The sequence below is a fragment of the Rhizobium sp. NFR03 genome, assembly GCF_900111275.1.
GTDB lineage: Bacteria > Pseudomonadota > Alphaproteobacteria > Rhizobiales > Rhizobiaceae > Ferranicluibacter.
In genome coordinates this window covers 85,416-108,142 of record NZ_FOGR01000005.1, presented here as the reverse complement: position 1 = coordinate 108,142, position 22,727 = coordinate 85,416, and the positions used below count along the sequence as shown (strand labels likewise).

At 63.6% G+C, this 22,727-nt stretch carries 17 protein-coding genes; 8 read left to right on the top strand and 9 right to left on the bottom strand.

The window, feature by feature from the left end; translation table 11 throughout:
• Positions 1-135: 135 nt before the first annotated feature.
• The 8 genes from BSG19_RS16840 to BSG19_RS16805 all read right to left on the bottom strand — a co-directional run bounded on the left by BSG19_RS16840 (position 136) and on the right by BSG19_RS16805 (position 11,012).
• On the bottom strand, positions 136-1,092 hold the full coding sequence (locus BSG19_RS16840) for a substrate-binding domain-containing protein (protein ID WP_092989207.1): 957 nt from the start codon (positions 1,090-1,092) through the stop codon (positions 136-138).
• A gap of 66 nt (positions 1,093-1,158) precedes the next feature.
• Positions 1,159-2,163 (bottom strand): ABC transporter permease, encoded by a 1,005-nt coding sequence (locus BSG19_RS16835; RefSeq protein ID WP_092989206.1) that lies wholly within the window; start codon positions 2,161-2,163, stop codon positions 1,159-1,161.
• Between the two features lie 11 nt (positions 2,164-2,174).
• A complete protein-coding gene (locus tag BSG19_RS16830; RefSeq protein WP_092989205.1) occupies positions 2,175-3,704 on the bottom strand; it encodes a sugar ABC transporter ATP-binding protein in 1,530 nt (509 codons plus the stop codon).
• Between the two features lie 329 nt (positions 3,705-4,033).
• Complete coding sequence (gene xylA / locus BSG19_RS16825) at positions 4,034-5,341, bottom strand: xylose isomerase (protein WP_092989204.1); 1,308 nt, start codon at positions 5,339-5,341, stop codon at positions 4,034-4,036.
• A 32-nt stretch (positions 5,342-5,373) separates the two neighbouring features.
• Positions 5,374-6,825: a xylulokinase gene (gene xylB / locus BSG19_RS16820; RefSeq protein ID WP_092989203.1), complete on the bottom strand. Its 1,452-nt coding sequence runs from the start codon at positions 6,823-6,825 to the stop codon at positions 5,374-5,376.
• Between the two features lie 9 nt (positions 6,826-6,834).
• On the bottom strand, positions 6,835-7,911 hold the full coding sequence (locus BSG19_RS16815; protein ID WP_092989202.1) for a LacI family DNA-binding transcriptional regulator: 1,077 nt from the start codon (positions 7,909-7,911) through the stop codon (positions 6,835-6,837).
• A gap of 124 nt (positions 7,912-8,035) precedes the next feature.
• On the bottom strand, positions 8,036-9,628 hold the full coding sequence (locus BSG19_RS16810) for a DHA2 family efflux MFS transporter permease subunit (RefSeq protein ID WP_092989450.1): 1,593 nt from the start codon (positions 9,626-9,628) through the stop codon (positions 8,036-8,038).
• Positions 9,629-9,797: 169 nt separating this feature from the next.
• Positions 9,798-11,012, bottom strand: a complete 1,215-nt coding sequence (locus BSG19_RS16805) for an HlyD family secretion protein (RefSeq protein WP_092989201.1) — start codon at positions 11,010-11,012, stop codon at positions 9,798-9,800.
• 158 nt (positions 11,013-11,170) lie between these two features.
• Between BSG19_RS16805 and BSG19_RS16800 the strand changes: the two genes are divergently transcribed.
• The 4 genes from BSG19_RS16800 to lysS all read left to right on the top strand — a co-directional run bounded on the left by BSG19_RS16800 (position 11,171) and on the right by lysS (position 16,190).
• Positions 11,171-11,920 carry a TetR/AcrR family transcriptional regulator gene (locus BSG19_RS16800; protein WP_092989200.1) on the top strand — a complete coding sequence of 250 codons (750 nt, stop codon included), beginning with the start codon at positions 11,171-11,173 and terminating at the stop codon, positions 11,918-11,920.
• Positions 11,921-12,071: 151 nt separating this feature from the next.
• Complete coding sequence (locus BSG19_RS16795; RefSeq protein WP_092989199.1) at positions 12,072-12,851, top strand: TerC family protein; 780 nt, start codon at positions 12,072-12,074, stop codon at positions 12,849-12,851.
• A 233-nt stretch (positions 12,852-13,084) separates the two neighbouring features.
• On the top strand, positions 13,085-14,542 hold the full coding sequence (gene gltX / locus BSG19_RS16790) for a glutamate--tRNA ligase (protein WP_092989198.1): 1,458 nt from the start codon (positions 13,085-13,087) through the stop codon (positions 14,540-14,542).
• Between the two features lie 157 nt (positions 14,543-14,699).
• Positions 14,700-16,190: a lysine--tRNA ligase gene (gene lysS / locus BSG19_RS16785; protein WP_092989197.1), complete on the top strand. Its 1,491-nt coding sequence runs from the start codon at positions 14,700-14,702 to the stop codon at positions 16,188-16,190.
• A gap of 23 nt (positions 16,191-16,213) precedes the next feature.
• Here the strand turns inward: lysS and BSG19_RS16780 are convergent, their stop codons facing one another.
• A complete protein-coding gene (locus BSG19_RS16780) occupies positions 16,214-17,482 on the bottom strand; it encodes an ICP22 family protein (RefSeq protein WP_092989196.1) in 1,269 nt (422 codons plus the stop codon).
• A gap of 228 nt (positions 17,483-17,710) precedes the next feature.
• Here BSG19_RS16780 and BSG19_RS16775 point away from each other — a divergent pair, with 228 nt between their 5' ends.
• The 4 genes from BSG19_RS16775 (at position 17,711) to BSG19_RS16760 (ending at position 22,636) form a co-directional block, all read left to right on the top strand.
• Positions 17,711-18,961: an NAD(P)/FAD-dependent oxidoreductase gene (locus tag BSG19_RS16775; RefSeq protein ID WP_092989195.1), complete on the top strand. Its 1,251-nt coding sequence runs from the start codon at positions 17,711-17,713 to the stop codon at positions 18,959-18,961.
• A 9-nt stretch (positions 18,962-18,970) separates the two neighbouring features.
• The gene (locus BSG19_RS16770; protein ID WP_092989194.1) at positions 18,971-19,921 is read left to right on the top strand and encodes a nucleoside hydrolase; all 951 of its coding nucleotides are present in this window, start codon (positions 18,971-18,973) and stop codon (positions 19,919-19,921) included.
• A gap of 67 nt (positions 19,922-19,988) precedes the next feature.
• Positions 19,989-20,999, top strand: coding sequence for a ligase-associated DNA damage response exonuclease (locus tag BSG19_RS16765; protein WP_092989193.1), 1,011 nt, complete (start codon positions 19,989-19,991; stop codon positions 20,997-20,999).
• Entirely contained in the window at positions 20,999-22,636 is a 1,638-nt protein-coding gene (locus tag BSG19_RS16760; RefSeq protein ID WP_092989449.1) for a cisplatin damage response ATP-dependent DNA ligase, read from the top strand. The genes BSG19_RS16765 and BSG19_RS16760 overlap by 1 nt, the downstream gene beginning before the upstream one ends.
• The last annotated feature ends 91 nt before the right edge of the window (positions 22,637-22,727 follow it).

Genomic DNA, 22,727 nt, shown 5'->3' with positions numbered 1-22,727 from the left:
CGTTGCAGGAGCATATACGGTATCACTATGAGATATGCACGCAACCCGTCGCGACCACCTGAGGCGTGGTGTTTCACCCGCTCGCGACATGAAAAAGCCGCCTGCGGATGTCCGCAGGCGGCCTTTGTTCGATGATCAGAACGGCGAATCCGGGAAGTAGAACTTCTCGGCATTCTCCTTCGTCACCAGCGTCGCGTCCAGTGTGTAGGTGCCGCTGACCGGGACCTGATCGTAGAGCGCGGACGCCGTCAGTTCCATCGCGGTGCCGACCATGGCCGGGGGATAGAGCACATCGACCGGGATCATCTTGTCGCCATCCATGACCTTCTTGATCATGTCCTTGGAGCCGGCCCCGGCGACGACATACTGGATGTCCTTGCGGCCGGACTGCTCGATCGCCTGCAACACGCCCACGGCCATATCGTCGTCCTGGCACCAGACCACGTCGATCTTCTGATACTTGGTCAGGAAGTCCTGCATCACCTTGAACGCGTCGTCTCGGTTCCAGTTGCCGAACTGGCGGTCGAGCACCTTGACGTTGGAGCCGGCGATGCCCTTGTCGAAACCGTCCTGACGCTGCTGGTCGATCGGGATCGGCAAGCCGCGGATGATGACGACTTCGGCGTCCGGCGTCTTGCCGGCGATATATTTACCGGCGACTTCGCCGAGCGCCGGGTTGTTGCCGGCCACGTAGAGATCGCGGATCGTGTCGTCGTTGACGCTCGGTGCGCGGTCGACGATGGTCACAAACTTGCCCTTGTCCTTGACCTCCTTGATGGCGTTGACCAGCGGATCCGGATCGGACGGCAGGATGACGAGCGCGTCGATGCCCTGCGTGTTCAGATCCTGCACCGCGTTTGCCTGGTTTGCAGCGTCCGGCGATGTCTTGACGATGACGTTCAGGCCTGGATGCTCGGCCATCAGCAGCTTCGCCACCCGCTCGGCATGGAACACCACACCGGACGTCCAGCCATGATCGGCTGCCGGTATCGATACGCCGATGGTCTTCGTTTCCTGCGCAAAGGCGCCACCCGACAGGGCTGTGCCTGCCAATGCCATGACCAGTGCCAGTCCCAGAATGCGTTTCTTCATGTTTCTCTCCTCCCGATGATGCGGGCTTCTGGGCATTGGCCCGGGCGCCCGCGAACCCTTATCCGCTCATGGCCGCCGGATCAGGAACCTCTGGACCAGCATGGCGATGATGATGATGGCGCCCTGGATCGCGCTCAGCAGATATTCGCTGACCACGTTCGACAGAAGCATGATGTTGCCGACGATCTCCAGAATGAACGCGCCACAAATCGTTCCCCAGATGCGCCCGACACCGCCGCGCAGCGCCGTTCCTCCGACCACCACGGCCGTGATCGCCTGCAACTCCCACAGAATGCCCGTTGTGGCCGACGTAGACCCCAGCCGTGGCACGTAGATGAGGACCGCGATGGCGACGCAAAGGCCCTGGATGATGTAGGCAATGGTGCGGACCCGGTTGACCTTGATGCCGGAATAACGCGCGACATCCTCGTTGGACCCGACGGCCACGACATGCCGCCCGTAGCGCGTGCGATAGAGCACGAAGGCGCCGATGGCGGCTGTGACGAAGATCACGACGATCGGTACGGGCACGCCGAGGATGGTGCCGAAATAGGCCGGGCGATAAAGCGACTGGACGGCGGGATCGCGCAGCGTGATGGCGCCGCCCTGCGAGAGCCACGTCGTCAGCCCTCGATAGATGCCCATGGCACCGAGCGTCGCGATGAAAGGCTCGATCCGCCCGACGGTGGTCACCAGACCGTTGGCAAGCCCGCAGACCGCCCCGACGAGAACGGCGATGCCGACGCCTGCCAGGAGCGTCATCGCCGGATCGCCCGCAGCCCCGCTGTTCAGGAACAGGATCATGACGCTCGCGACGAACGCGACCATGGCCCCGACGGAGAGATCCAGCCCACCAGACGAGATCACGAAGGTCGCACCGACCGCGATGACCGCGATGAAGGCGCTGCGCGCCAGCACGTTGGTCAGATTGTCGATGCTGAGAAAATTCGGATGCGCGAAGGCGCCGAGCACCAGCAGCAGCGCCAGCGCGATAAAAGGCGCCACGGCTCCGAGGTCGATGTTGCGAATGGATCGCGCCGGCTTCGCGCCGTCTGCCGTCATATTGGTCATTGTCCCCCGCGTCACGCGGCCTCCCCAGAAACGCCCCCGGAAACCCCCGTGGCCAGCACGACGATATCGTCTTCCGTCATCCGATCGCCGGCAACTTCGCCGACGATCCGCCCCGACCGCATGACGACGATGCGATCGCAGATGCCGATCAGCTCCGGCATCTCCGAGGAGACCACGATGATCGAGCGGCCCTCTTCGGCCAGACGGGCGATGAAGGCGTAGATTTGTTCTTTGGTGCCGATATCGATGCCGCGCGTCGGCTCGTCGATGATGACGATCTGCGGATCGAGCATCATCATCTTGGCGATCAGCAGCTTCTGCTGATTGCCGCCCGACAGCTGACCCGCCAGCAAATCCTTGCGGCCGGTGCGGATATCGAAGTCCTTGATCGCCGTATCGAGCGCCGCATGCTCTTTCTTGCGATCCACCTGAAAACCGCGCACGAAACGCCCGAGGGATGCCAGCGTCAGGTTGACGCGCAAATCCTTGGAAAGCAGGAGCCCCTTGCCCTTGCGATCTTCCGAGAGGTAGACGATGCCGGCCTTGAGGCTCGCATGCACGTCGCGGAAATGCACCGGTCGTCCGTGCAGCATGACCGTGCCATGGGCCGGGCGGAGACCGACCATGCCCTCCATGAGCTCCGTTCGCCCTGCCCCGACGAGACCCGCAAATCCCAGGATCTCGCCCTTGCCGAGCTTGAAGGCGGCATTCGTGGCATAGCCCGGCACGGAGAGACCGGAAACCTCCAGCACCGTCTCGCGGGAGGCGACGGAAAGGCGATCCGGATAGAGCTTGGCCACGTCGCGCCCGACCATCAGACGCGCCATATCGGCCGGCTGCAGCGTGGAGGCTGCATGCGTCGAGACAGTGCGCCCGTCACGCAGCACAGTCACGGTGTCGGCGATGTCCTTCACCTCCGGCAGCCGGTGGGAAATATAAAGCACGGCGACACCGCGGTCGCGGATGTGCCGGATCACCTGCAAAAGTGCTACCGTCTCGTGCGGCGTCAGAGATGCGGTGGGCTCGTCGAAGATGACGACGCGGTGGGGCACCAGCAACACGCGGGCGATCTGGACCAGCTGGCGCTGCGCGATCGACAGCCGGGCAACCACGGTGCGCGGATCGATGTCGGCGCCTAGCGCTCGGACGGCATCCCGCGCGCCATCATTCATCGCCTTGTCGTCGAGCGTCAGGCCGCGGATCACTTCGCGACCGAGATAGATATTCTGGGCAACCGTAAGATCGGGCGCGAGCAGAATTTCCTGATGCACCAGAACGATACCGCGCGCTTCCGCATCGACAGGCCCCGACAGCGCGACCGGCTGGCCATCGATCAGGATCTGCCCACGGGTCGGTGGAAGATTGCCCGCGATCAGCTTCATCAGCGTCGACTTGCCGGCACCGTTCTCACCGATGATCGCATGCACCTTGCCGGCCTCGATCGTCAGGTCGATGCCTTTCAGCACCTCGACGATACCGAACGTCTTGGACAAACCGCTCGTTTGCAGAAGGGGCGATCCGGAAGCGGCAGCGGCACTCATGCAGCGCTCCGCAGGATGGACGCGCGGGGCGTTGCGCGGCACTCGCAATACAGGCGCGGAAATGCATATCGGCACACTGACGGTTGCCCGTCGCAAGCGCCAGAAAGGGCTTTCGAAATCACGCTAAATCTCCTCCAGGATGGAAGCTAGCGTAATTGATGAGGTACGTAAAGCAGCTTTGTTGACGTGATCACGCAGAGGTGTTCGACACTCTCTAAGATGTTGTTAAATTAAGACTTACCTCAAAATTGGGGGTTTGGCGGCAACGAAAATGCATTCGGCGCGCTCGCTTCCACGAACGCGCCGAGATACGGATCCTGTCTAATCGCTTAGACGTAGCGGTTGACCACGTTTTCCAGATATTCCTGACGGCCGGAACGCGGCTGCGGATTGAGATCGGTGGCCTCGACATGGGCTGCAAGATCTTCGAGCGACATCGACGTCAGCCGCTTGCGGCCTTCGTCTGTGCTCCAGCCGGCATAACGCTCGTCCAGCGGGCCGGACAGCGCCTTGTCCTCGATCATCTTCGCCGCTGCCTTCAGACCGCGCGCGCAGCAATCCATGCCGCCGATATGACCGATGAGCAGGTCTTCGGCATCGAGAGACTGGCGGCGCAGCTTGGCGTCGAAGTTGGTGCCACCCGTCGTGAAGCCGCCGCCTGCCAGAACCTGATAATAGGCGAGCGCCATTTCCGGGACGTTGTTGGGGAACTGGTCGGTATCCCAGCCGGACTGGTAGTCGTTCCGATTCATGTCGATCGAGCCGAACAGACCGAGCGCATTGGCGAGCGCCAGCTCATGCTCGAAGGAGTGGCCGGCGAGAATGGCATGGCCCTGCTCGATGTTGAGCTTGACCTCGTTCTCCAGTCCGTAGGACTTCAGGAAGCCGTAAACGGTGGCGACGTCGTAGTCGTACTGGTGCTTGGTCGGCTCCTGCGGCTTCGGCTCGATCAGGATCGCACCCTTGAAGCCGACCTTGTGCTTGTATTCGACAACCATGTTGACGAAGCGGCCGAGCTGGTCGAGCTCCTGCTTCAGATTGGTGTTGAGCAGCGTCTCGTAGCCTTCGCGCCCGCCCCAGAGCACGTAGTTCTCGCCGCCGAGCTTGACCGTCGCGTCCATGCAGGTCTTCACGGTCGCCGCGGCAAACGCGAAGACATCCGGATCCGGATTGGTGGCCGCGCCCGACATGTAGCGCCGGTGCGAAAAGAGGTTCGCGGTGCCCCAGAGCAGCTTGACGCCGGTCTCCTGTTGTTTGCCGGCGAAGTAATCGACGATCTCGTTCAGGTTCTTCGTGTTCTCGGCGAAGGTCTTGCCTTCCGGCCGCACGTCCGCATCGTGGAAGCAGTAATAGGGCACGCCCAGCAGGTCGAAGAATTCGAAGGCGACATCGGCCTTCAGCTTCGCCGCCTTCATGCTGTCTTCGAACCAGGGGCGCTCGAACGTCTGCCCGCCGAAGGGGTCGCCGCCCGGCCAGACGAACGTGTGCCAGTAGGCAACGGCGAAGCGCAGATGGTCTTCCATCCGCTTGCCCATGACCACTTCGTTCGGATCATAGTGGCGGAACGCCAGCGGATTGGTGCTGTCAGGCCCCTCGAAGCGGATCTTCTGGATATCCTTGAAATAACCTGTGCTCATGATGTTTCCTCCAATGATGTCGTTATCTGGGATCAGTAGGCGGCGCGGATGGCAGGATAGAGCCGGCCATAGCGCTGATAGGCGTCCTCATAAGCCTCGCGCAGCGAAGCAACGGGCTCGACCGTGTGGGCGGTCTTCGGCGGTGTGAAGACGGAAAGCGGATCGGCGCCGGTAGCTGCGACGAGGCCAAGACGCGCAGCACCGAAGGCAGCACCGAAATCGCCATCGGCGGGCACGTCGATCGGCAGATCGAGTGCCGTCGCGATCGAGGACAGCCAATAGGCCGAGCGCGAGCCACCACCGATCGCGGTCACCCGATGCAGCTGCGTTCCCGCAGTCTGCAGGGCCTCAAGGCTGTCGCGAATGGCGAAGGATACGCCTTCGAGCACCGCCTGCGTCAGCACCGCCCGGCTGCTCTCGTGGCCAAGCCCGATGAAGGCGCCGCGAATGGTGGCATCGTTGTGCGGCGTCCGCTCGCCCGAGAGATAAGGGAGAAAGGTGACGCCGGTCGGCGCCTGCAGTGTGTCGCCCAGCTCCTGCGTCAGCTCGGAGGCACTGCGGCCGGTCACGCCGGCATGCCAGTTGAGCGCATCGGTGGCCGACAGAATGACGCCCATCTGGTGCCATGTATCGGGCAGTGCGTGGCAGAAGGCGTGGACCGCACTTTCCGGGTTGGGCAGGTAACGGGCATTCGCCGCAAAGAGCACGCCGGACGTGCCGAGCGAAACGAAGGCCTGCCCCTCGCCGATCGTGCCCATACCACAGGCAGACGCGGCGTTATCGCCGGCACCGCCGGCCACGACGACTCCGGCGCCCATGCCCCAGCCAGCCGCAAGATCCGACTTCAGCGTGCCCGCCTGTTCCGTGCCCTCGACCAGCGATGGCATCTGCCGCTCGCTGAGACCGGTTGCCGCGAGCAGGCTCTCCGACCATGCCCGCTTGCCCGTATCGAGCCAGGACGTGCCGGCGGAGTCCGACATCTCGGACATATGTTCGCCCGTCAGCCAGAGACGCAGATAGTCCTTCGGCAGCAGCACCCAGCGCACCTTTTTAAAGATGTCGGGTTCGTGCTTTGCCACCCAGGCGAGCTTCGGCGCAGTGAAGCCGGGAAACACGATATTCCCCGTGAGGGCGCGGAATTGCGGATCGGCATCGAGCGCGGCGGCCTCCGCATGGGATCGCGTGTCGTTCCAGAGAATGCAGGGGCGCAGAACGCTGTCGCTCTCGTCGAGCAGCGTTGCGCCATGCATATGCCCGGACAGACCCATGCCGCGCACGGCAGCAAGCTCGGCGGGATGCGATGCCTTCAGGCCGGCAATCGCCTCCTGCGTGGCACGGATCCAGTCGGCAGGGTCCTGCTCCGACCAGCCGGGATGCGGGCGCAGAACGTCGCAGGCGCCGGTCGCCGAACCGACGATGCGCTGCTCGCCGTCGATAAGCAGCGCCTTGACGCCGGACGTGCCGAGATCGATGCCGAGATACATGGAATGCTCCTAGTTTGCCCCGCCGACGACGCCGGATGGGAGAAGGGAAAGGCCGTCCGCATCGTCTGCGAACGGCAGGTTGTCCTTGAGAAAGATATCGATGCGGATGCGCTCCTGCGCCTCGACCGTGGGAATGCCGTCCGCCTTCGCTTTCAGTACGCGGATGGCGCTGCGCACCTCGTGGCCTGCATCCTGATTGAGCACCGCATCAATCAGATCGGCTTCGAGTGCCGCACGCGTATGCGGCGTCAGTTCATGGGCGATGACGGCGCGCGGACGCGGCCTGTCATGGCGCTGCAGGGCTGCGATCAGGCCACGATTGCCCGCGCCGAGGCTGTAGATACCAGCGACATCCGGATGCCGCGCCAGAAGATCGGCGATCAGCCGTTCCGTCGCGGCCGGATCGTCCTGCCCTTCAAGCACCGGCAGCACATCGCAAGTGTCAGACAATGCGGCCCGAAATCCGTCGAGCCTGTCGCGATGGTCGCGCACCAGCATCGAGCCGGCAAGCACGGCGATCGCCGCCCTCTCCCGCCCCACGAAGCGACGCATCAGGCTGCCGGCCGTACGCCCCGCCGCGTGATTGTCGATACCTGCGAAGTGATCGCGGCAGGAAGGTCCAAGGTCTGACACCAGCGTCACCAGGGGAATGCCGGCCGCCTGCACGCGGAGTGCCGCGTCCACCACATCCGGGGCATCCACTGCCACCACAGCGATCCCCGCCGGTTCCCGCACGATCGCCGCGTCGAGCGCGCGGGCAACCGCCGCGCCATCGAACGGGGGAACGATGACGAGGGAAATTTCGACGCGGTCGGCGGCAGGGCGTGCCATGGCCTCGCGGACATGCCGCTCCAGCCCGCGCATGAACGAGTTGTCGCCGGCGGGAAGAATGAAGGTGAAGGGATAGACACGGCTCTTGGCAAGGTTCGCAGCAGCCATATCGCGGACGAACCCGATGGCCGCGATAGCCGCCTCCACGCGAACGCGCGTTGCTGCCTTCACACCCGGCCTCCGGTTCAGAACGCGGTCGACCGTGGCGAGGCTGACGCCCGCTTCTGCAGCGATATCGTGAACGGTCGGTCGCATGGCTCCTCCGGAAACGAGATCTAGAGGAATTTCTGATGTACGTAAATCAGAAATTTTCGTGCGCACCGCGAAACGAAGAACGTCGGTACGAAGGCCGGCGTCGATAACTGAGAATAAACGTCTGTCAGTGCCCGCCGCCAGCGCTGGGCGCGACGGGTTTCGGCTTCTGGATGACCAGGACGCAGAAGATCAGCGCGCCGAAAAGGCACGTCAGCAGCACGAAGATATCGGCAAACGACAGGATGGAGGCCTGCCGCTGGACGATGCCGGCGAGCTGCTTCATGGCGATCGTCGTACCATCCATGCCGTGAGCATTGTAGTTGCCGGCGATCTGGTTCAGCTGCTCCATCGCCTCGGGGTTGCTCCACGTCACATGCTCGGAAAGCTGGGCGTAATGCACGTCCTGCCGCCGCGTGAGGATCGTGTTGATCGCCGCGAGCCCGACGGCGCCGCCGAGGTTTCGGGTGAGGTTGAACACGCCGGACGCGCCGCGAATCCTGTCCGGGGCCAGCGTGCCGAGAGCCACATTGTTGATCGGCACCATGCACATCATCATTCCGAAACCACGCAGAATCTGGGGAACCAGAAGCTCGTAGAAATCCCAGTCCGTGGTGATGTTGGTCATGATGTAGGTACCGCTCGAGAACGAGGCGAAGCCGATGACCATCAGCACGCGCGGATCGAACTTGCCCGAGAGAATGCCGGCAATCGGCGCCGTGCAGAACATGGCGACGCCCGAGACGAACATGGTCTCCCCGATCATCAGCGAATCATAGTGCCGGATCTGCCCGAGATAGAGCGGATAGAGATAGGTGAGCCCGTACAGTCCGATGCCCATGATGAAGGAGAAGAGCGAGCCGAAGGCGAAGTTCCGGTTGGTGAAGGCGCGCAGGTCCACCACGGGGAAATCGACCGTGAACACCCTGTAGAAGAAGACGACGGCCGCCACGACGCAGGCGACGGCACCCAGCACGATATGTCCGTCGCTGAACCAGTCGTTCGTGTTGCCCTCCTCCAGCACATATTCGAGGCAGCCCAGAAACAAGCCCATGGAGAGGAGACCCCACCAGTCGAATTTCTTCACGAGGCTCAGCTCCGGCTTGTCGAAGTCGATGTAGTTCCAGGTGACGATCGCCACCACGATGCCCGGGGGAATGTTGACGAGAAACAGCCAGTGCCACGAAAAAGCGTGGCTAAGATAGCCGCCGACAGTCGGCCCGATCGTGGGCGCGAGCGTCGCGATCAGGCCTATGATCGGCGAGACGATGTTGCGCTTGGAGGGTGGGAAGATGGTGAAGGCCGCAGCGAAGACGGAGGGGATCATGCCGCCGCCGATGAAGCCTTGGAGCGCGCGGTAGATGATCATCTGGTCGATGTTCGTCGCCGTCGCCGCAAGCGCGCTCGCGACCGTGAAGCCGGCAGCCGAGCAAGCAAACAACACGCGGGTCGAGACGATGCGCGCCAGCGTGCCCGAAAGCGGAATCATGATCACTTCGGCGATGAGATAGGCGGTCTGCACCCAGCCGATCTCGTCGGAACCGGCGGAAATACCGGCCTGGATTTCGGCAAGCGAAGCCGACACGATCTGGATGTCGAGGATCGACATGAACATGCCGACGACCATCGCGAAAAAGGCGATCAGCCTGCGCGGGTCCATCTTTTCCTCGGCTCCGGTCTTGGTGCCTGAGCTTGAGCCGGAGCCGGAACCCGCCGTCATCCCGCCAGTCCGTCCGCCGACGGTCGCCGTTGCACTCGCAGCCATGGGCTTGCTCCCGTGCGAACGCCGCCGCCTGTCGAAAGGCGCGCAGAACGTCCGATGTCGTCAGAAATGATCCTTCCGGGCGGCGGGGCGGAGCCACTGTCGCCCGGAAGGCATAAGAAGCGTTTTACCGCGCAGCGGCCGTGTCGGTCGTCTGCGGCGCCGTGCGCGTGTCCACATCCACGACGACGCTCAGGCCGGCCTGCAAGCGCCCGCTATCGAGCACATCCTGCGGCAGCGCGATGCGCACCGGCACACGCTGGATCACCTTGGTGAAGTTGCCCGTGGCATTTTCGGGCGGCAGCAGCGAGAAGACGGAGCCGGAGGCCGGCGCGATGGACTCGACGGTTGCCTCGATCGGCTTGTCGTCATAGGCGTCCACATGCACCTTCACCTTGGAGCCCGGTACGAGACCGGCGATCTGCGTCTCCTTGAAGTTTGCATCGATGTAAAGCTTGTTGACCGGCACGAGCGCGGCAAGACGCTGGCCAGCCGAAACGAGATCCCCATCCTGAACCGCGAGATTGCCGACGACGCCGTCATAAGGCGCTTTCAGAACCGTGAAGCCGAGATCCCGCTCAGCCTTGTCGCGCGACAGTTCCAGCGAGCGGATCGTGCTTTCCGCTTCGGCACGCTGGGCTTGCAGCACCGAGACGTTGGCGGCCGCCGCGGCAATCGTCGCATCGGCTGCGAGCACGTTGGCACGCGCCTGGTCGAGCGCCACATTGGCACTGTCGAGGGAAGCGACCGAGCCCACGGCCTTTGACTGGAGGTCGCTGGCACGCTTCTGCGTGATCTCGGCCCCGCGCACGGTCGCTTCCAAGGCGGTCTTCTGCGCCCGGGCTTGCTGCAGGCTCGCCTGCGCACCGGCGATCTGCGCATCAAACCGCGCAAGAGACAGTTTTTCAGTTTCGATCTGCGCCTGCGCCTGATCTGCGGCGATCCGGTAGTCGCCGTTGTCGAGCGTGACGAGCGGGTCGCCCGCCTTCACCCGCTGGTTGGCGACCACGTTCACCGTTTCCACATAGCCGGAAACCTTCGGCGCGATCGATGTCAGGTCGCCTTCGATATAGGCGTCGTCGGTCGAGATCATGAAGCGGCCATTGGTCCACCACTCGTAGCCGAACCAGGCCGCGGCTCCAAGAACGGCAAGTCCGATGATGGGCACCACGAGGCGACGGCGCTTCGGCTGTTTTGCCGCTGCGTCGGGAGCAGGCGCGGCAATGGGCGCGACAGTTGCCGGCGCATCTTCGGCTCGCGCCTTCGGAGCACCGTCCGGCGCGTCGAAATCCTCACCCACCGGCCGCACATGCGCTGCCGATGTCTTGCTGGAACCTGCCATGATCGACGTCCCCGAAAATATTGGCCGAGAAAATTGGCCCGAAAATAGTAAGAAACCCAAACTGAACCGCTCAGTTCGATTTGACATAGGCAAGTCCATCCCGCATATCAAGCGAAATCGAACCGGTTGGTTCGAAAAGTTAATGAAGGGAGAATGCGATGTCTGCGCCGCAGCGAGCCAAGGCTCCAGCGACTGTCGTCGAGGACGATGCCGCACTCGCTCCCGCGGCATCGTCTCCTCGGCAGGCTGCGCTGAAACCGTGCGCAACGGATACTGCGACAGGAGGACGACGGGTTGCGGGCGAGGATCCGGTCAAGCGCGACCAGATCATCGACGGTGCCAAGCGAGTCTTCATGGCGGTCGGCTTCGATGCCGCAAGCATGAACGACATCACCCGCGAGGCCGGTGTCTCCAAGGGCACGATCTACGTCTACTTCGGCGGCAAGGAAGACCTGTTCGCCGCGATGATCGAGCGCGAGCGGGCCAAGGTGGTCGCCAGCATGAAGCATGTCATGCAAAGCAACCATGGGCCTCTCGACGCTGTCCTCTACGACTTCGGCGTGACCTTCGTCACGCATATCTGTTCCGATACGACCGTTCGCGGCATGAAGATGGTGTTGAGCGTCAGCGAGCGCATGCCGGATCTCAGCCACCGGTTCTTTTCGGCATCGCCGGAAAACGGATACTCGATCCTCAAGACCTATCTGGAAGACAAGGTGGCCGAGGGCCTGCTGGAGATCGAAGACACGGATCTGGCCTCCCGGCAGTTCATAGACCTCTGCATGCCCGGCCTTCTCAAGCGCCGCCTGTTCGGCTGGCTTCCGGTCGCCCCGGATGCGGAAGAGATCGACGGGACCGTCCGCTCGGCCATCGGTATGTTCCTGACGTTTTATATCGCGAAAAAGTGAAGTAATGTGACTTCGGGAAGGGTCTGACGCGCGACAGACGACTTGTTGTGTAACGATTAGCCTTTACATGGGGAACGTTGACGCCTGCACTCCGCAGGCAGCCCGTATCAGCCTCAAAAGAGGCCACCCTATCGAGGAAGGACCCGCCCCGATGCAGGATATCCTGCTGCTCATGCAAGACCCAGCCGCCTGGATCGCGCTTATCACGCTTGTCGTCATGGAAGTCGTGCTTGGTATCGACAACCTGATCTTCATCTCCATTCTGACGAACAAGCTGCCACCCGAGCATCGCGACAGGGCCCGCAAGATCGGTATCGGTCTGGCTCTCATCATGCGCCTCGGCTTGCTCTTCGCCATCGCCTGGATCGTCAAGCTCGACTCCGACCTCTTCACGATCGCCGGCATGGGCTTCTCCGGCAAGGACCTGATCCTGATCGCCGGTGGTATCTTCCTCGTCTGGAAGGCCACCAAGGAGATCCACCACTCGGTCGACGTCCAGGACCACAAGGAAGATCTCGTCGGCGCCGGCGAGAACGTCGTGAAGATGACGTTCGGCGCGGCCATCACCCAGATCCTCATCCTAGACCTCGTCTTCTCGATCGACAGCATCATCACCGCCGTCGGCATGACGCCGCACGTGCCGATCATGTTCATTGCCGTCATCACGGCCGTGACAGTCATGCTCGTGGCAGCCACGCCGCTCGCTAACTTCATCGAGAAGAACCCGACCATCGTCATGCTGGCACTCGCCTTCCTGCTGATGATCGGCGGCACGCTGATCGTCGAAGGCTTCGGCGTCCACGTCCCCAAGGGCTATATCTACGCCGCCATGGCCTTCTCGGCCGGCGTCGAGGCCCTCAACATGTTCTCGCGCCGCAAGCGCGAGCGGGAGCGCGCTGCCAATGGCGGGGTGACGCCGACCAAGCATTGATCGCCTGAAATCGGCGGCCCGGCAGCCTCTGCCGGGCCGTTTTCCCTTATGCCGCCCCGGACAGCGCACGGCCTCCGCCTTGACGCGCGACGGGGAATATGGTCTCACGCCCGCGATTGAAGACGCCGGCCGCCGCCAAGGCGTGCGGCTAGGCGTCTCCCGCCCTTGAGGGCCCGGGCCGGTGCGGCGGCGCTTGCCCGGAAACGCCAGCAGCACGCCAACAGGCCGAGATCATGACAGATACACCAGTCCGGGTGCGCATTGCCCCCTCCCCCACCGGCGAGCCGCATGTCGGCACGGCCTATATCGCGCTGTTCAACTACCTCTTCGCCAAGAAGAACAACGGCACCTTCATCCTGCGCATCGAGGACACGGACGCGACGCGCTCGACGCCGGAGTTCGAGACCAAGGTGCTCGACGCCCTGAAATGGTGCGGACTGGAATGGGCGGAAGGTCCCGATATCGGTGGCCCCTATGGTCCCTATCGCCAGTCCGACCGCAAGGACATCTACAAGCCCTACGTCGAGAAGATCGTCGATGCCGGCCACGGCTTCCGCTGCTTCTGCACGTCCGAGCGCCTTGCCGAAATGCGCGAGGCCCAGCGCGCCGCGGGCAAGCCGCCGAAGTATGACGGCCTCTGCCTGCATCTCAGCGCCGAGGAAGTGACGCGCCGGGTGGAGAGCGGCGAGCCTCATGTCGTGCGCATGAAGATCCCGACCGAAGGCGTCTGCTCCTTCGTCGACGGCGTCTATGGACCTGTCGAGATCCCGTGGGATGCGGTGGACATGCAGGTCCTGCTGAAGGCGGACGGCATGCCGACCTACCACATGGCAAACGTGGTGGACGACCACCTCATGCGCATCACCCATGTGGCGCGCGGCGAGGAATGGCTGTCCTCGGTTCCCAAACACATTCTGCTCTACCGCTATCTCGGCCTTGAGCCGCCGGTGTTCATGCATCTCTCGCTGATGCGCAACGCCGACAAGTCCAAGCTCTCCAAGCGCAAGAATCCGACGTCGATCTCCTATTATTCCGCGCTCGGCTACCTGCCGGAAGCGCTGATGAACTTTCTCGGCCTGTTCTTCATCCAGATCGCCGAGGGCGAGGAGATGCTGACCATGGCGCAGCTGACCGAGCATTTCGACCCGGGAAACCTCTCGAAGGCCGGTGCGATCTTCGACGTCCAGAAGCTCGATTGGCTGAACGGCCGCTGGCTGCGCGAGGGACTTTCGGAAGAAGAGTTCGTTGGCCGCGTGCTGGCCTGGGCCATGGAGAACGACCGGATTAAGGAAGGCCTGCGCCTCTCGCAGTCCCGCATCTCCAAGCTGGGCGACCTGCCCGATCTCGCCGGCTTCCTGCTCAAGGCCGATCTCGGGCTCGATGCCGCCTCCTTCGCCAAAGTGAAGACATCGCCGGAAGAGTTGGTCGAGATTTTCAAAACGGTTCAGCCCGATCTCGAAACCATTGTCGAATGGAACGCGGAATCGGTGGAAGCCGAGCTGCGCGCCAGCGCGGATCGCATGGGCAAGAAGCTGAAGGTCGTGCTCGCACCGCTCTTCATCGCCATCTCCGGCTCGTCGCGCTCGTTGCCGCTCTTCGACAGCATGGCCATTCTCGGCCGCTCCGTCGTGCGCCAGCGCCTGAAGGTCGCGGAACAGGTGGTTGCGGCGATGGCTGCGGCGGCAAAGTAAACGCGCGCGCTGGCAGCCCCTCATCCGGCTGCCGCACGCCTCTCTCAGGGCACGTCCCCTCTCCCCGCATGCGGGGAGAGGGCTAGGGTGAGGGGCGGAGGCACCCGCCGCCATATACAAAGACATCGCGGCCCCCGCCGCCACAGGACAGCGAACCATGACCGAAAAGCTTGATACCGCCCTCTCCTCCGACGTGACCGAAGTCCGCGCCCAGAAGCTGAAGCTGCTGCGCGAGCAGATCGGCGATGTCTATCCCGCGCATTTTCATCGGACGATCACGAACGGCGAACTTGCGGACAAGTACGAAGGGCTGGAGCCGGACGCCGTAACGGAGGATGTGGTCACCGTTGCCGGCCGTGTGTTCTCCTCGCGCAATTCCGGCATGTTCATGGACATCCGCGATGCCTCGGGCAAGATCCAGATCTTCTCGCACAAGGACACGACGCCCGAGGAAGCGCGCGCGCTGCTGCCGATGGTCGATATTGGCGACATCATCGGGGTCACCGGTGTCGTGCGCCGCACCAAGCGCGGCGAACTCACGATCAACGCGCAAGAGATCACCATGCTGACCAAGGCGCTTCTCCCCATGCCGGAGAAGTGGCATGGCCTCTCCGACATCGAGCTGCGCTACCGCAAGCGCCACCTCGACATCCTGACCAATGAGGACTCGAAGCTGCGCTTCCAGCAGCGCGCCCGCATCATCTCGGGCATTCGCCGGTTCATGGAAGAGGACGGCTTCATGGAGGTCGAGACCCCCATGCTGCACTCCGTCTACGGCGGCGCGACTGCCGAACCCTTCAAGACCCATCACAATACGCTGAAGCTCGACATGTACCTGCGCATCGCGCCGGAACTGTTCCTGAAGCGCACGCTGGTCTCGGGCCTTGCCGACAAGGTGTTCGAGGTCAACCGCAACTTCCGCAACGAAGGCGTCTCCACCCGGCACAATCCGGAATTCACGATGATGGAGTGCTACTGGGCCTATGCCGACTATGAGGACATCATGGACCTCGTAGAGCGCCTCTTCTCCTCGCTCGCGATGTCCATCCACGGATCGACAGACGTCACTTTCGGCGACAAGACGCTCTCTTTCGCTGGCCCCTTCCAGCGCGTCCCCATGCCGGATGCCGTCAAGAACGTTACCGGCATCGACTTCCTCGCCATCAAGACGGACGAGGAAGCCCGCGCTGCCGCGAAGGCCGCCGGTTTCGAGATCGAGAAGGACTGGACCTGGGGCGAATGCCTCGCCTTCATCTTCGAGGAAAAGGTCGAGGGCACGCTGATCCAGCCGAGCCATGTCACCCATTTCCCGAAGGACATCTCGCCGTTTGCCAAGGAAGTTCCGGGCGAGCCGCGTCTGGTCGAGCGCTTCGAGACCTATTGCAACGCCTGGGAAGTCGGCAATGCTTTCTCCGAGCTGAACGATCCGGAAGAACAGCGCCGTCGCATGATGGAGCAGCTTGAGCAGGCCCATGCCCGCGGCGAGAAGGAAAAGCAGCTGGACGACGATTTCCTCGATGCGATCGACCAGGGCATGCCGCCCGCAGGCGGTCTCGGCATCGGCGTCGATCGCCTGGTGATGCTCCTGACCAACGCTCCGTCGATCCGCGACGTCATCCTCTTCCCGGCACGCCGCAAGGCAGACTGAGACGTTTCAAAGGATCGGCGCCATCAATGCGTGGCGCCGGTTTCCTCGGGCGTCACGTCATGCGGCACCGCCGCCTCATGCTTCGCCTCGGCAGCGACAGGTTCATGCGCAGCGTCGTCCGCGCTGTCCCCATGCCCCTCGGCTTCCGCCGTATCCTTCTCGTGAGCGGCCTCGGGTTCCGTTACCGCCTGTTCGGGTTCGCCGTGCTCTGACGTCTCGGGCGCGTGATCGGCGTTCGCCACCGGCGCTTCCGCCTTGTCCCCGCCCATTCCCGGGATCAGCCGCATGACGGTGGACAGCATGCCGTCCGCGGCGGGCTCCGCAGCCTCCGGCGCCTCTCCATGCGCAGTCTTGCCGCCCATACCGGGAATCCAGGCCGTTACCGTCGAGAACCATCCGCCGTTTGCCGCAGCATCCTGCTCGCTACCGGCGCTGCCTTCGGCATGTTCGCTCGGCGGAGCCTCGTGTCCCGCTTCGCTGCCGGCTGCCGGCGCATCGTGCCCTTCGGAAGGCGCTCCATGTTCTGCCCCGGCTTCACCTTGGGCTTCCTCTGTTTCGCCATGTCCGTCCGAGGCTTCGCCATGTCCTTCTGCGGCTTCACCAGGACCTTCTGCGGCTTCGCCATGTCCTTCCGCAGGCGCGCCATGCCCTTCGGGAGCGCTTTCGCCATGCTCGGCAGGCGCACCATGCTCATCACCCGTCGCGCCGGCATCGGCAACGAGGGTCTCGCAATCGGCGCGATCGGTCATCGCCGTCAGCGTGGTGCGAATATCTTCGGGAGAGAGCGCCTTGCGCTCGCCATAGAACAGGCCGACGGCGTTGGCCTTGCCATCGGCGTAGCGGGCAATGAAGGGCTGCTCCATATCAGGCAGTTTCGTCGGGTCGGGTGCGAACAGAACCTCGGCGCCGATCGCAGCACCGCGCAGGTTCGCCCGCCCCTCCGGCCCCGCCCGGTCGAGCACGACGACCTGATAGAGGTCGGCCTTTTCCGATTGTGCCAGAACGCCGGCAATACGAAGCGCGGTACGCACCCGCTCGATGCCATCGACATTATCGGTGCGGACATATTTGCGCAGCCAGCGCTGGCCGCCGCGATTGAGCTTGATGAAATCCGCAGCGGTACAGGCAACGCCCGAGGATTGGGCCGCCGCGGCGCTGGATGCCTCCTCGTCATGCGCAAGAACGCCGCTCAGCAGCATATAGCCACCCGCCCCGCCCGCAAGAACCACGACGGCGGCACCGCCGAGAAGAAGCTTCTTCGACAGCCGGCCCTTCAGGGAAATACCTTTCACCTCAGCCGCTCCATCATGCCCGATCACGCGCTCCAAACTGCCTGCCAGCGGCAGACATCACGGCTGGACCGTAAACGAACAGGGTTGAGGAAGCTTTAATCCACACGCCCGACAGTGAGCCGCCCTGGATGAAAAACCGTACCGGACGTGCGTTTGCCCTTGATTGCCGATGCCCGGATAGAGCATGACCTTGGGCAACGGACTCTCGAGAGCATCGGACAGCACGGCATGGCACGGATCGGCATAGTGGGCGGCGGCATCATCGGTTGCGCGACGGCGATCCATCTGATTGCGCGCGGCCATGACGTCACGCTGTTCGAGCAGGACGCGACAGGGCTTCCCGCATCCGTCGGCAATGCCGGCATCATGGCGATCCCGGAGATCGACCCCATCGCCCGGCCGGATATGCTCATGTCTGCCCCGCGCTGGCTCGCCGATCCGCTCGGACCGCTGACCCTGCGCTGGACCGATCTGCCGGCCCTCACGCCATGGCTGCTTGCCTTTCTGCGCTCGGCCCGCCCGGCACAGGCGGCCCGCACCCGCACAGCGCTTCTCGGCCTGATGCGCACCGTGCTCGAAGATCACAGGAACCTCGCCGACATGGCGTCGCTCGTGGACCCCGTTCAGCACACCGGCGCCATGACGATCTTCGACGCGCCGGCATCGCTGGATGCCGCCTTCCGCCATGAAAGCGAAACGGCAAAGCTGCTCGGCTTTTCGGTGGAGCGTCTGAGCCCGGCCGCGGTCCGCGCGCGCATTCCAGCTCTCGAGGGCTCGCTTGCCGGCGGCATCTTCTCGGCCGGCTACCACACGTTCCGCCACCCGGAAACCTTCCTGCGCGCGCTGCAGGCGCACCTGCGCACACGCGCAACGATGATCGATGCGGGCATTTCCGCAGTGCGCCCGGGCGCAGATGGCATCACGCTCACCACATCGGCTGGCGCCCCCCACATCTTCGACAAGGTCGTCATTGCCGCCGGCGTCTGGTCGCGCGATCTCGTGCGCGGCCTTGGCCTTCGCGTCTCTCTGGAAACCGAGCGCGGCTACAACACCACATTCGCCGATCCGCAGGTGACCCTGCCCATGCCGATCTTCTTCTCCGAGCACGGCTTCTGCGCCACACCGTTCGACGATGCGTTGCGGGTAGGCGGCGCCGTGGAACTGGCAAAGCCGGACGCACCTGCAAATTTCGCCCGCGCAAAGGCTATGCGCACCAAGATGCGTCGCTATGTCCCTGCCCTGCCCGAGACGGGCGGCAAGGAGTGGATGGGCCGGCGTCCCTCGACGCCCGACAGCCTGCCGGTCATCAGCCTCAGCCCTGACGATCCGCGCATCGCGCTGGCCTTCGGCCATGGACATCTCGGCCTCACGCTCTCGGCCACCACAGGCCGGCTCGTCGCAGACCTGTTCGACAAGGGCGAGCAACCGGCGCTCGCGCCATTCAGCATCCGCCGCTTCCAGCGCGGCACCAAGGCCTGAGGGGGCATCATGCACAAAGTCATTTTCGACACCGACCCCGGCGTAGACGACGCCATGGCGTTGCTCTTCCTGCATCAGCACCCTGACATCGACCTTCTTGGTATCACGACCATCTTCGGCAACGCCTCCATCGAGACGACGACCCGCAACGCTCTCTTCCTCAAGAAGACCTGGGACATTCCGGCACCGGTCGCCAAAGGCGTGGCGGAGACGATCGACCCCGCCCGCGCCCATGCCGGCTGGCCGGTCATGATCCATGGCCATGACGGGCTCGGCAATATCGGCGTTCCCGATACGGTCGACGGCGAGCCCGATGCGCGTTCCGCCCATCGCTTCATCATCGATACGGTGCGCGCCCATCCCGGAGAGGTCACGCTGGTCGCCGTCGGACGCATGACCAATCTTGCCCGCGCGCTCGCGGATGAGCCGGAGATCGTCTCGCTGGTCAAGGCCGTGGTCATCATGGGCGGCGCCTTCGATGTTACCGGTAACATCACGCCCGCCGCGGAAGCCAATATCCACGGCGATCCCGAGGCAGCCGACATCGTCATGGGTGCCGCATGGCCGGTGACGGTCGTCGGCCTCGACGTGACGATGAAGACGGTCATGACCCGCCCGGCATTGGCCGCCATTGCTGCCGTCGCCGGTCCGCGCGCAAAGCTGCTGGCCGATATCTCCGATTTCTACATCGATTTCTACGCGCACATCGTGGACGATGGCATGGTCGTGCATGACAGCTGCGCCTGTGTCTATGTCGTCGCGCCCGAGCTTTTCACCACCCGGACCGGCGCGATCCGCGTCGTCTGTGGCGGCATCGCCGATGGCCAGACGATCCAGAAGGCCGACGGCCGGTCCTTCCCGCCGAGCTCCTGGGATGGCCTGCCGAGCCAGACCGTGTGCACGGATATCGATGCGGACGCCGTGATGGCGCTGATCACCGAAACGCTGTCGCGCGCGTAAGCCTCTCCTGCAAAGAATCCCGGCTGCCTCTCTGGCGGCCGGCCGCGGTCCGGCTATCTAGCTCTTCATGAGACCGGAAACGTTGCTTTATCCGACGCCCAAGGGCCTGTTTTGCGAAGCGGGCGGCTTTTACATCGATCCGGTCCATCCGGTCGACAAGGCGCTGATCACGCATGGTCATGCGGATCACGCCCGCTCCGGCCATGGCGAGGTGCTGGCGACGCGGGAGACGCTGGAGATCATGACGATCCGCTACGGCGCCGATTTCTGCCGTCAGTCGCAGGAGGCGGCGCTCGGTGAAACCATGACGATCGGTGACGTGACAGTCAGCTTCCATCCGGCCGGCCACGTTCTCGGCTCCGCGCAGATCGCGGTCAGCCGCGCCGGCACAAAGATTGTCGTTTCCGGCGACTACAAGCGCCGCCGCGATCCTACATGCCTGCCCTTCGAGCCTGTGTCCTGCGATGTCTTCATCACCGAAGCGACCTTCGGCCTGCCCGTCTTCCATCATCCGCCGGATGCGGACGAGGTCGGCAAGCTCCTCACCTCTCTGCGCCAGTTTCCCGAGCGGGCCCATCTCGTCGGCGCCTATGCGCTTGGCAAGGCCCAGCGGGTCATCATGCTCCTGCGCGAGGCGGGTTATCACGAGCCGATCTACATTCACGGCGCGCTCGTCAAGCTCTGCGACTATTACCTCTCCAAGGGTATTGCGCTCGGCGAACTGCGCCCCGCAACCGTCACGGCGAAGGAAAAGCCGGCCTTTGCGGGCGCCGTGGTCATCGGGCCGCCTTCGGCCTTTGCAGACAAATGGGCGCGCCGCTTTCCCGATCCGATCCCGATCTTCGCCTCCGGCTGGATGCTGGTGCGCCAGAGGGCAAAGCAACGCGGCGTGGAACTGCCGATCATCATTTCCGACCACTGCGACTGGGCGGAACTGACCGACACCATCCGCGAAATCCGGCCGGGACAGGTATGGGTGACCCATGGGCGCGAGGAGGCGCTCGTCCGCTGGTGCGAGCTTGAGGGCATCAAAGCCCGCCCGCTGCATCTGGTCGGCTATGACGACGAGGGCGAATGATGCGGGATTTTGCCGAGCTTCTGGACCGCCTGGTCCTCACCCCGTCGCGCAATGCGAAGATCCGGCTGCTGACCGACTACTTTCGCACGGCACCCGACCCGGACCGCGGATATGCGCTGTCTGCGCTGGCCGGCACCCTCACCCTCTCGACCGTCAAGCCGAATGTGCTGCGCCAGCTGATGCTGGAACGGATGGACCCGGTCCTCTTCCAGTATTCCTACGATTACGTCGGGGACCTTGCCGAGACCATCTCGCTCGTCTGGGAAGGCACGGAGCCCGACGAGGCCGATGTCGGCGATCTCTCGCTCGGCTCGATCGTCGAGCAACTCCAATCGGTCGGGCGCGCGAATGTGCGTGACCTCGTGCGCAACCTGCTCGACCGCCTCGACGGCTCCAGCCGCTTCGCCTTTCTCAAGCTCATCACCGGCTCCATGCGCATCGGCGTCTCGTCCCGCCTCGTCAAGCAGGCATTGGGCGAGATGGGCACGGTCGATGTCGGCGAGATCGAAACTCTGTGGCACGGCCTTTTGCCGCCATATGTGGAGCTGTTCGCCTGGCTCGACGGGCATTCCGGTCGTCCCGAACTTACCATGCCTGCCGTTTTCCACTCGGTCATGCTGGCAACCCCCGTCGGCGACAAGGACCTCGAAAACCTTGATCCGGCCGATTTCGTGGCCGAATGGAAATGGGACGGCATTCGGGTGCAGCTTGCCAACCTCTCGGGCACGCGCCGGCTTTACTCCCGCAGTGGCGACGATATCTCCGGCGCCTTCCCCGATATCCTGGAAGCCGTCGATTTCGAAGGCGTCATCGATGGCGAACTTCTGGTCGGGGGAACGCTGCGCTCCAACCAGGCGACGCGAAGCTTCTCCGACCTGCAACAGCGTCTGAACAGAAAGGCAGTAACGCGCAAGACCATCGAAGAGTATCCCGCTTTCCTGCGCGGCTACGACCTCCTATTCGACGGCCCGCGCGACATGCGCCCCGAACCTTTCGACGTGAGGCGCGAGGCGCTGGCCAAGCTGATCGCCACAACACCGCCGCTGCATTTCGACCTCTCGCCACTCGTGCCGTTCTCATCCTGGGAAGAGCTCGACCGGCTACGGACCGCACCGCCTGATCCCGTCATTGAGGGGATTATGCTCAAACGCCGAGATTCGCCTTATACGCCGGGGCGGATGAAAGGTCCTTGGTTCAAATGGAAGCGCGAGCCCTACAATATCGATGCCGTCTTGATGTATGCCCAGCGCGGCCACGGCAAACGCTCTAGCTATTATTCCGACTTCACCTTCGGCGTCTGGACGGCGGGCGATAAGGGCGACGTTCTCGTACCCGTCGGCAAGGCCTATTTCGGTTTTACGGATGCAGAGCTTGAAGTGCTCGACCGCTACGTCCGCAACAACACCGTCGAACGCTTTGGCCCGGTTCGGTCTGTACGGGCGGAGCCGGACCAGGGGTTCGTGGTAGAGGTGGCGTTCGAAGGCATTGCTTTTTCCTCCCGCCATAAATCGGGTGTCGCCATGCGCTTCCCCCGTATCTCGCGCCTGCGCACCGACAAGCTACCCCGCGACGCCGATCGCCTGGAGACGCTGGTGTCAATGATCGATGCGGGCGCTCCGGTGACGGACGACGCGTAATCCGACTTGAAACCGTTTTGCAACCGGCTCGATTGCGCTAAACGGCAAGCCTGTTTGTTCCGGGCAATTGCACTTTTTCGCGGCATGGCTG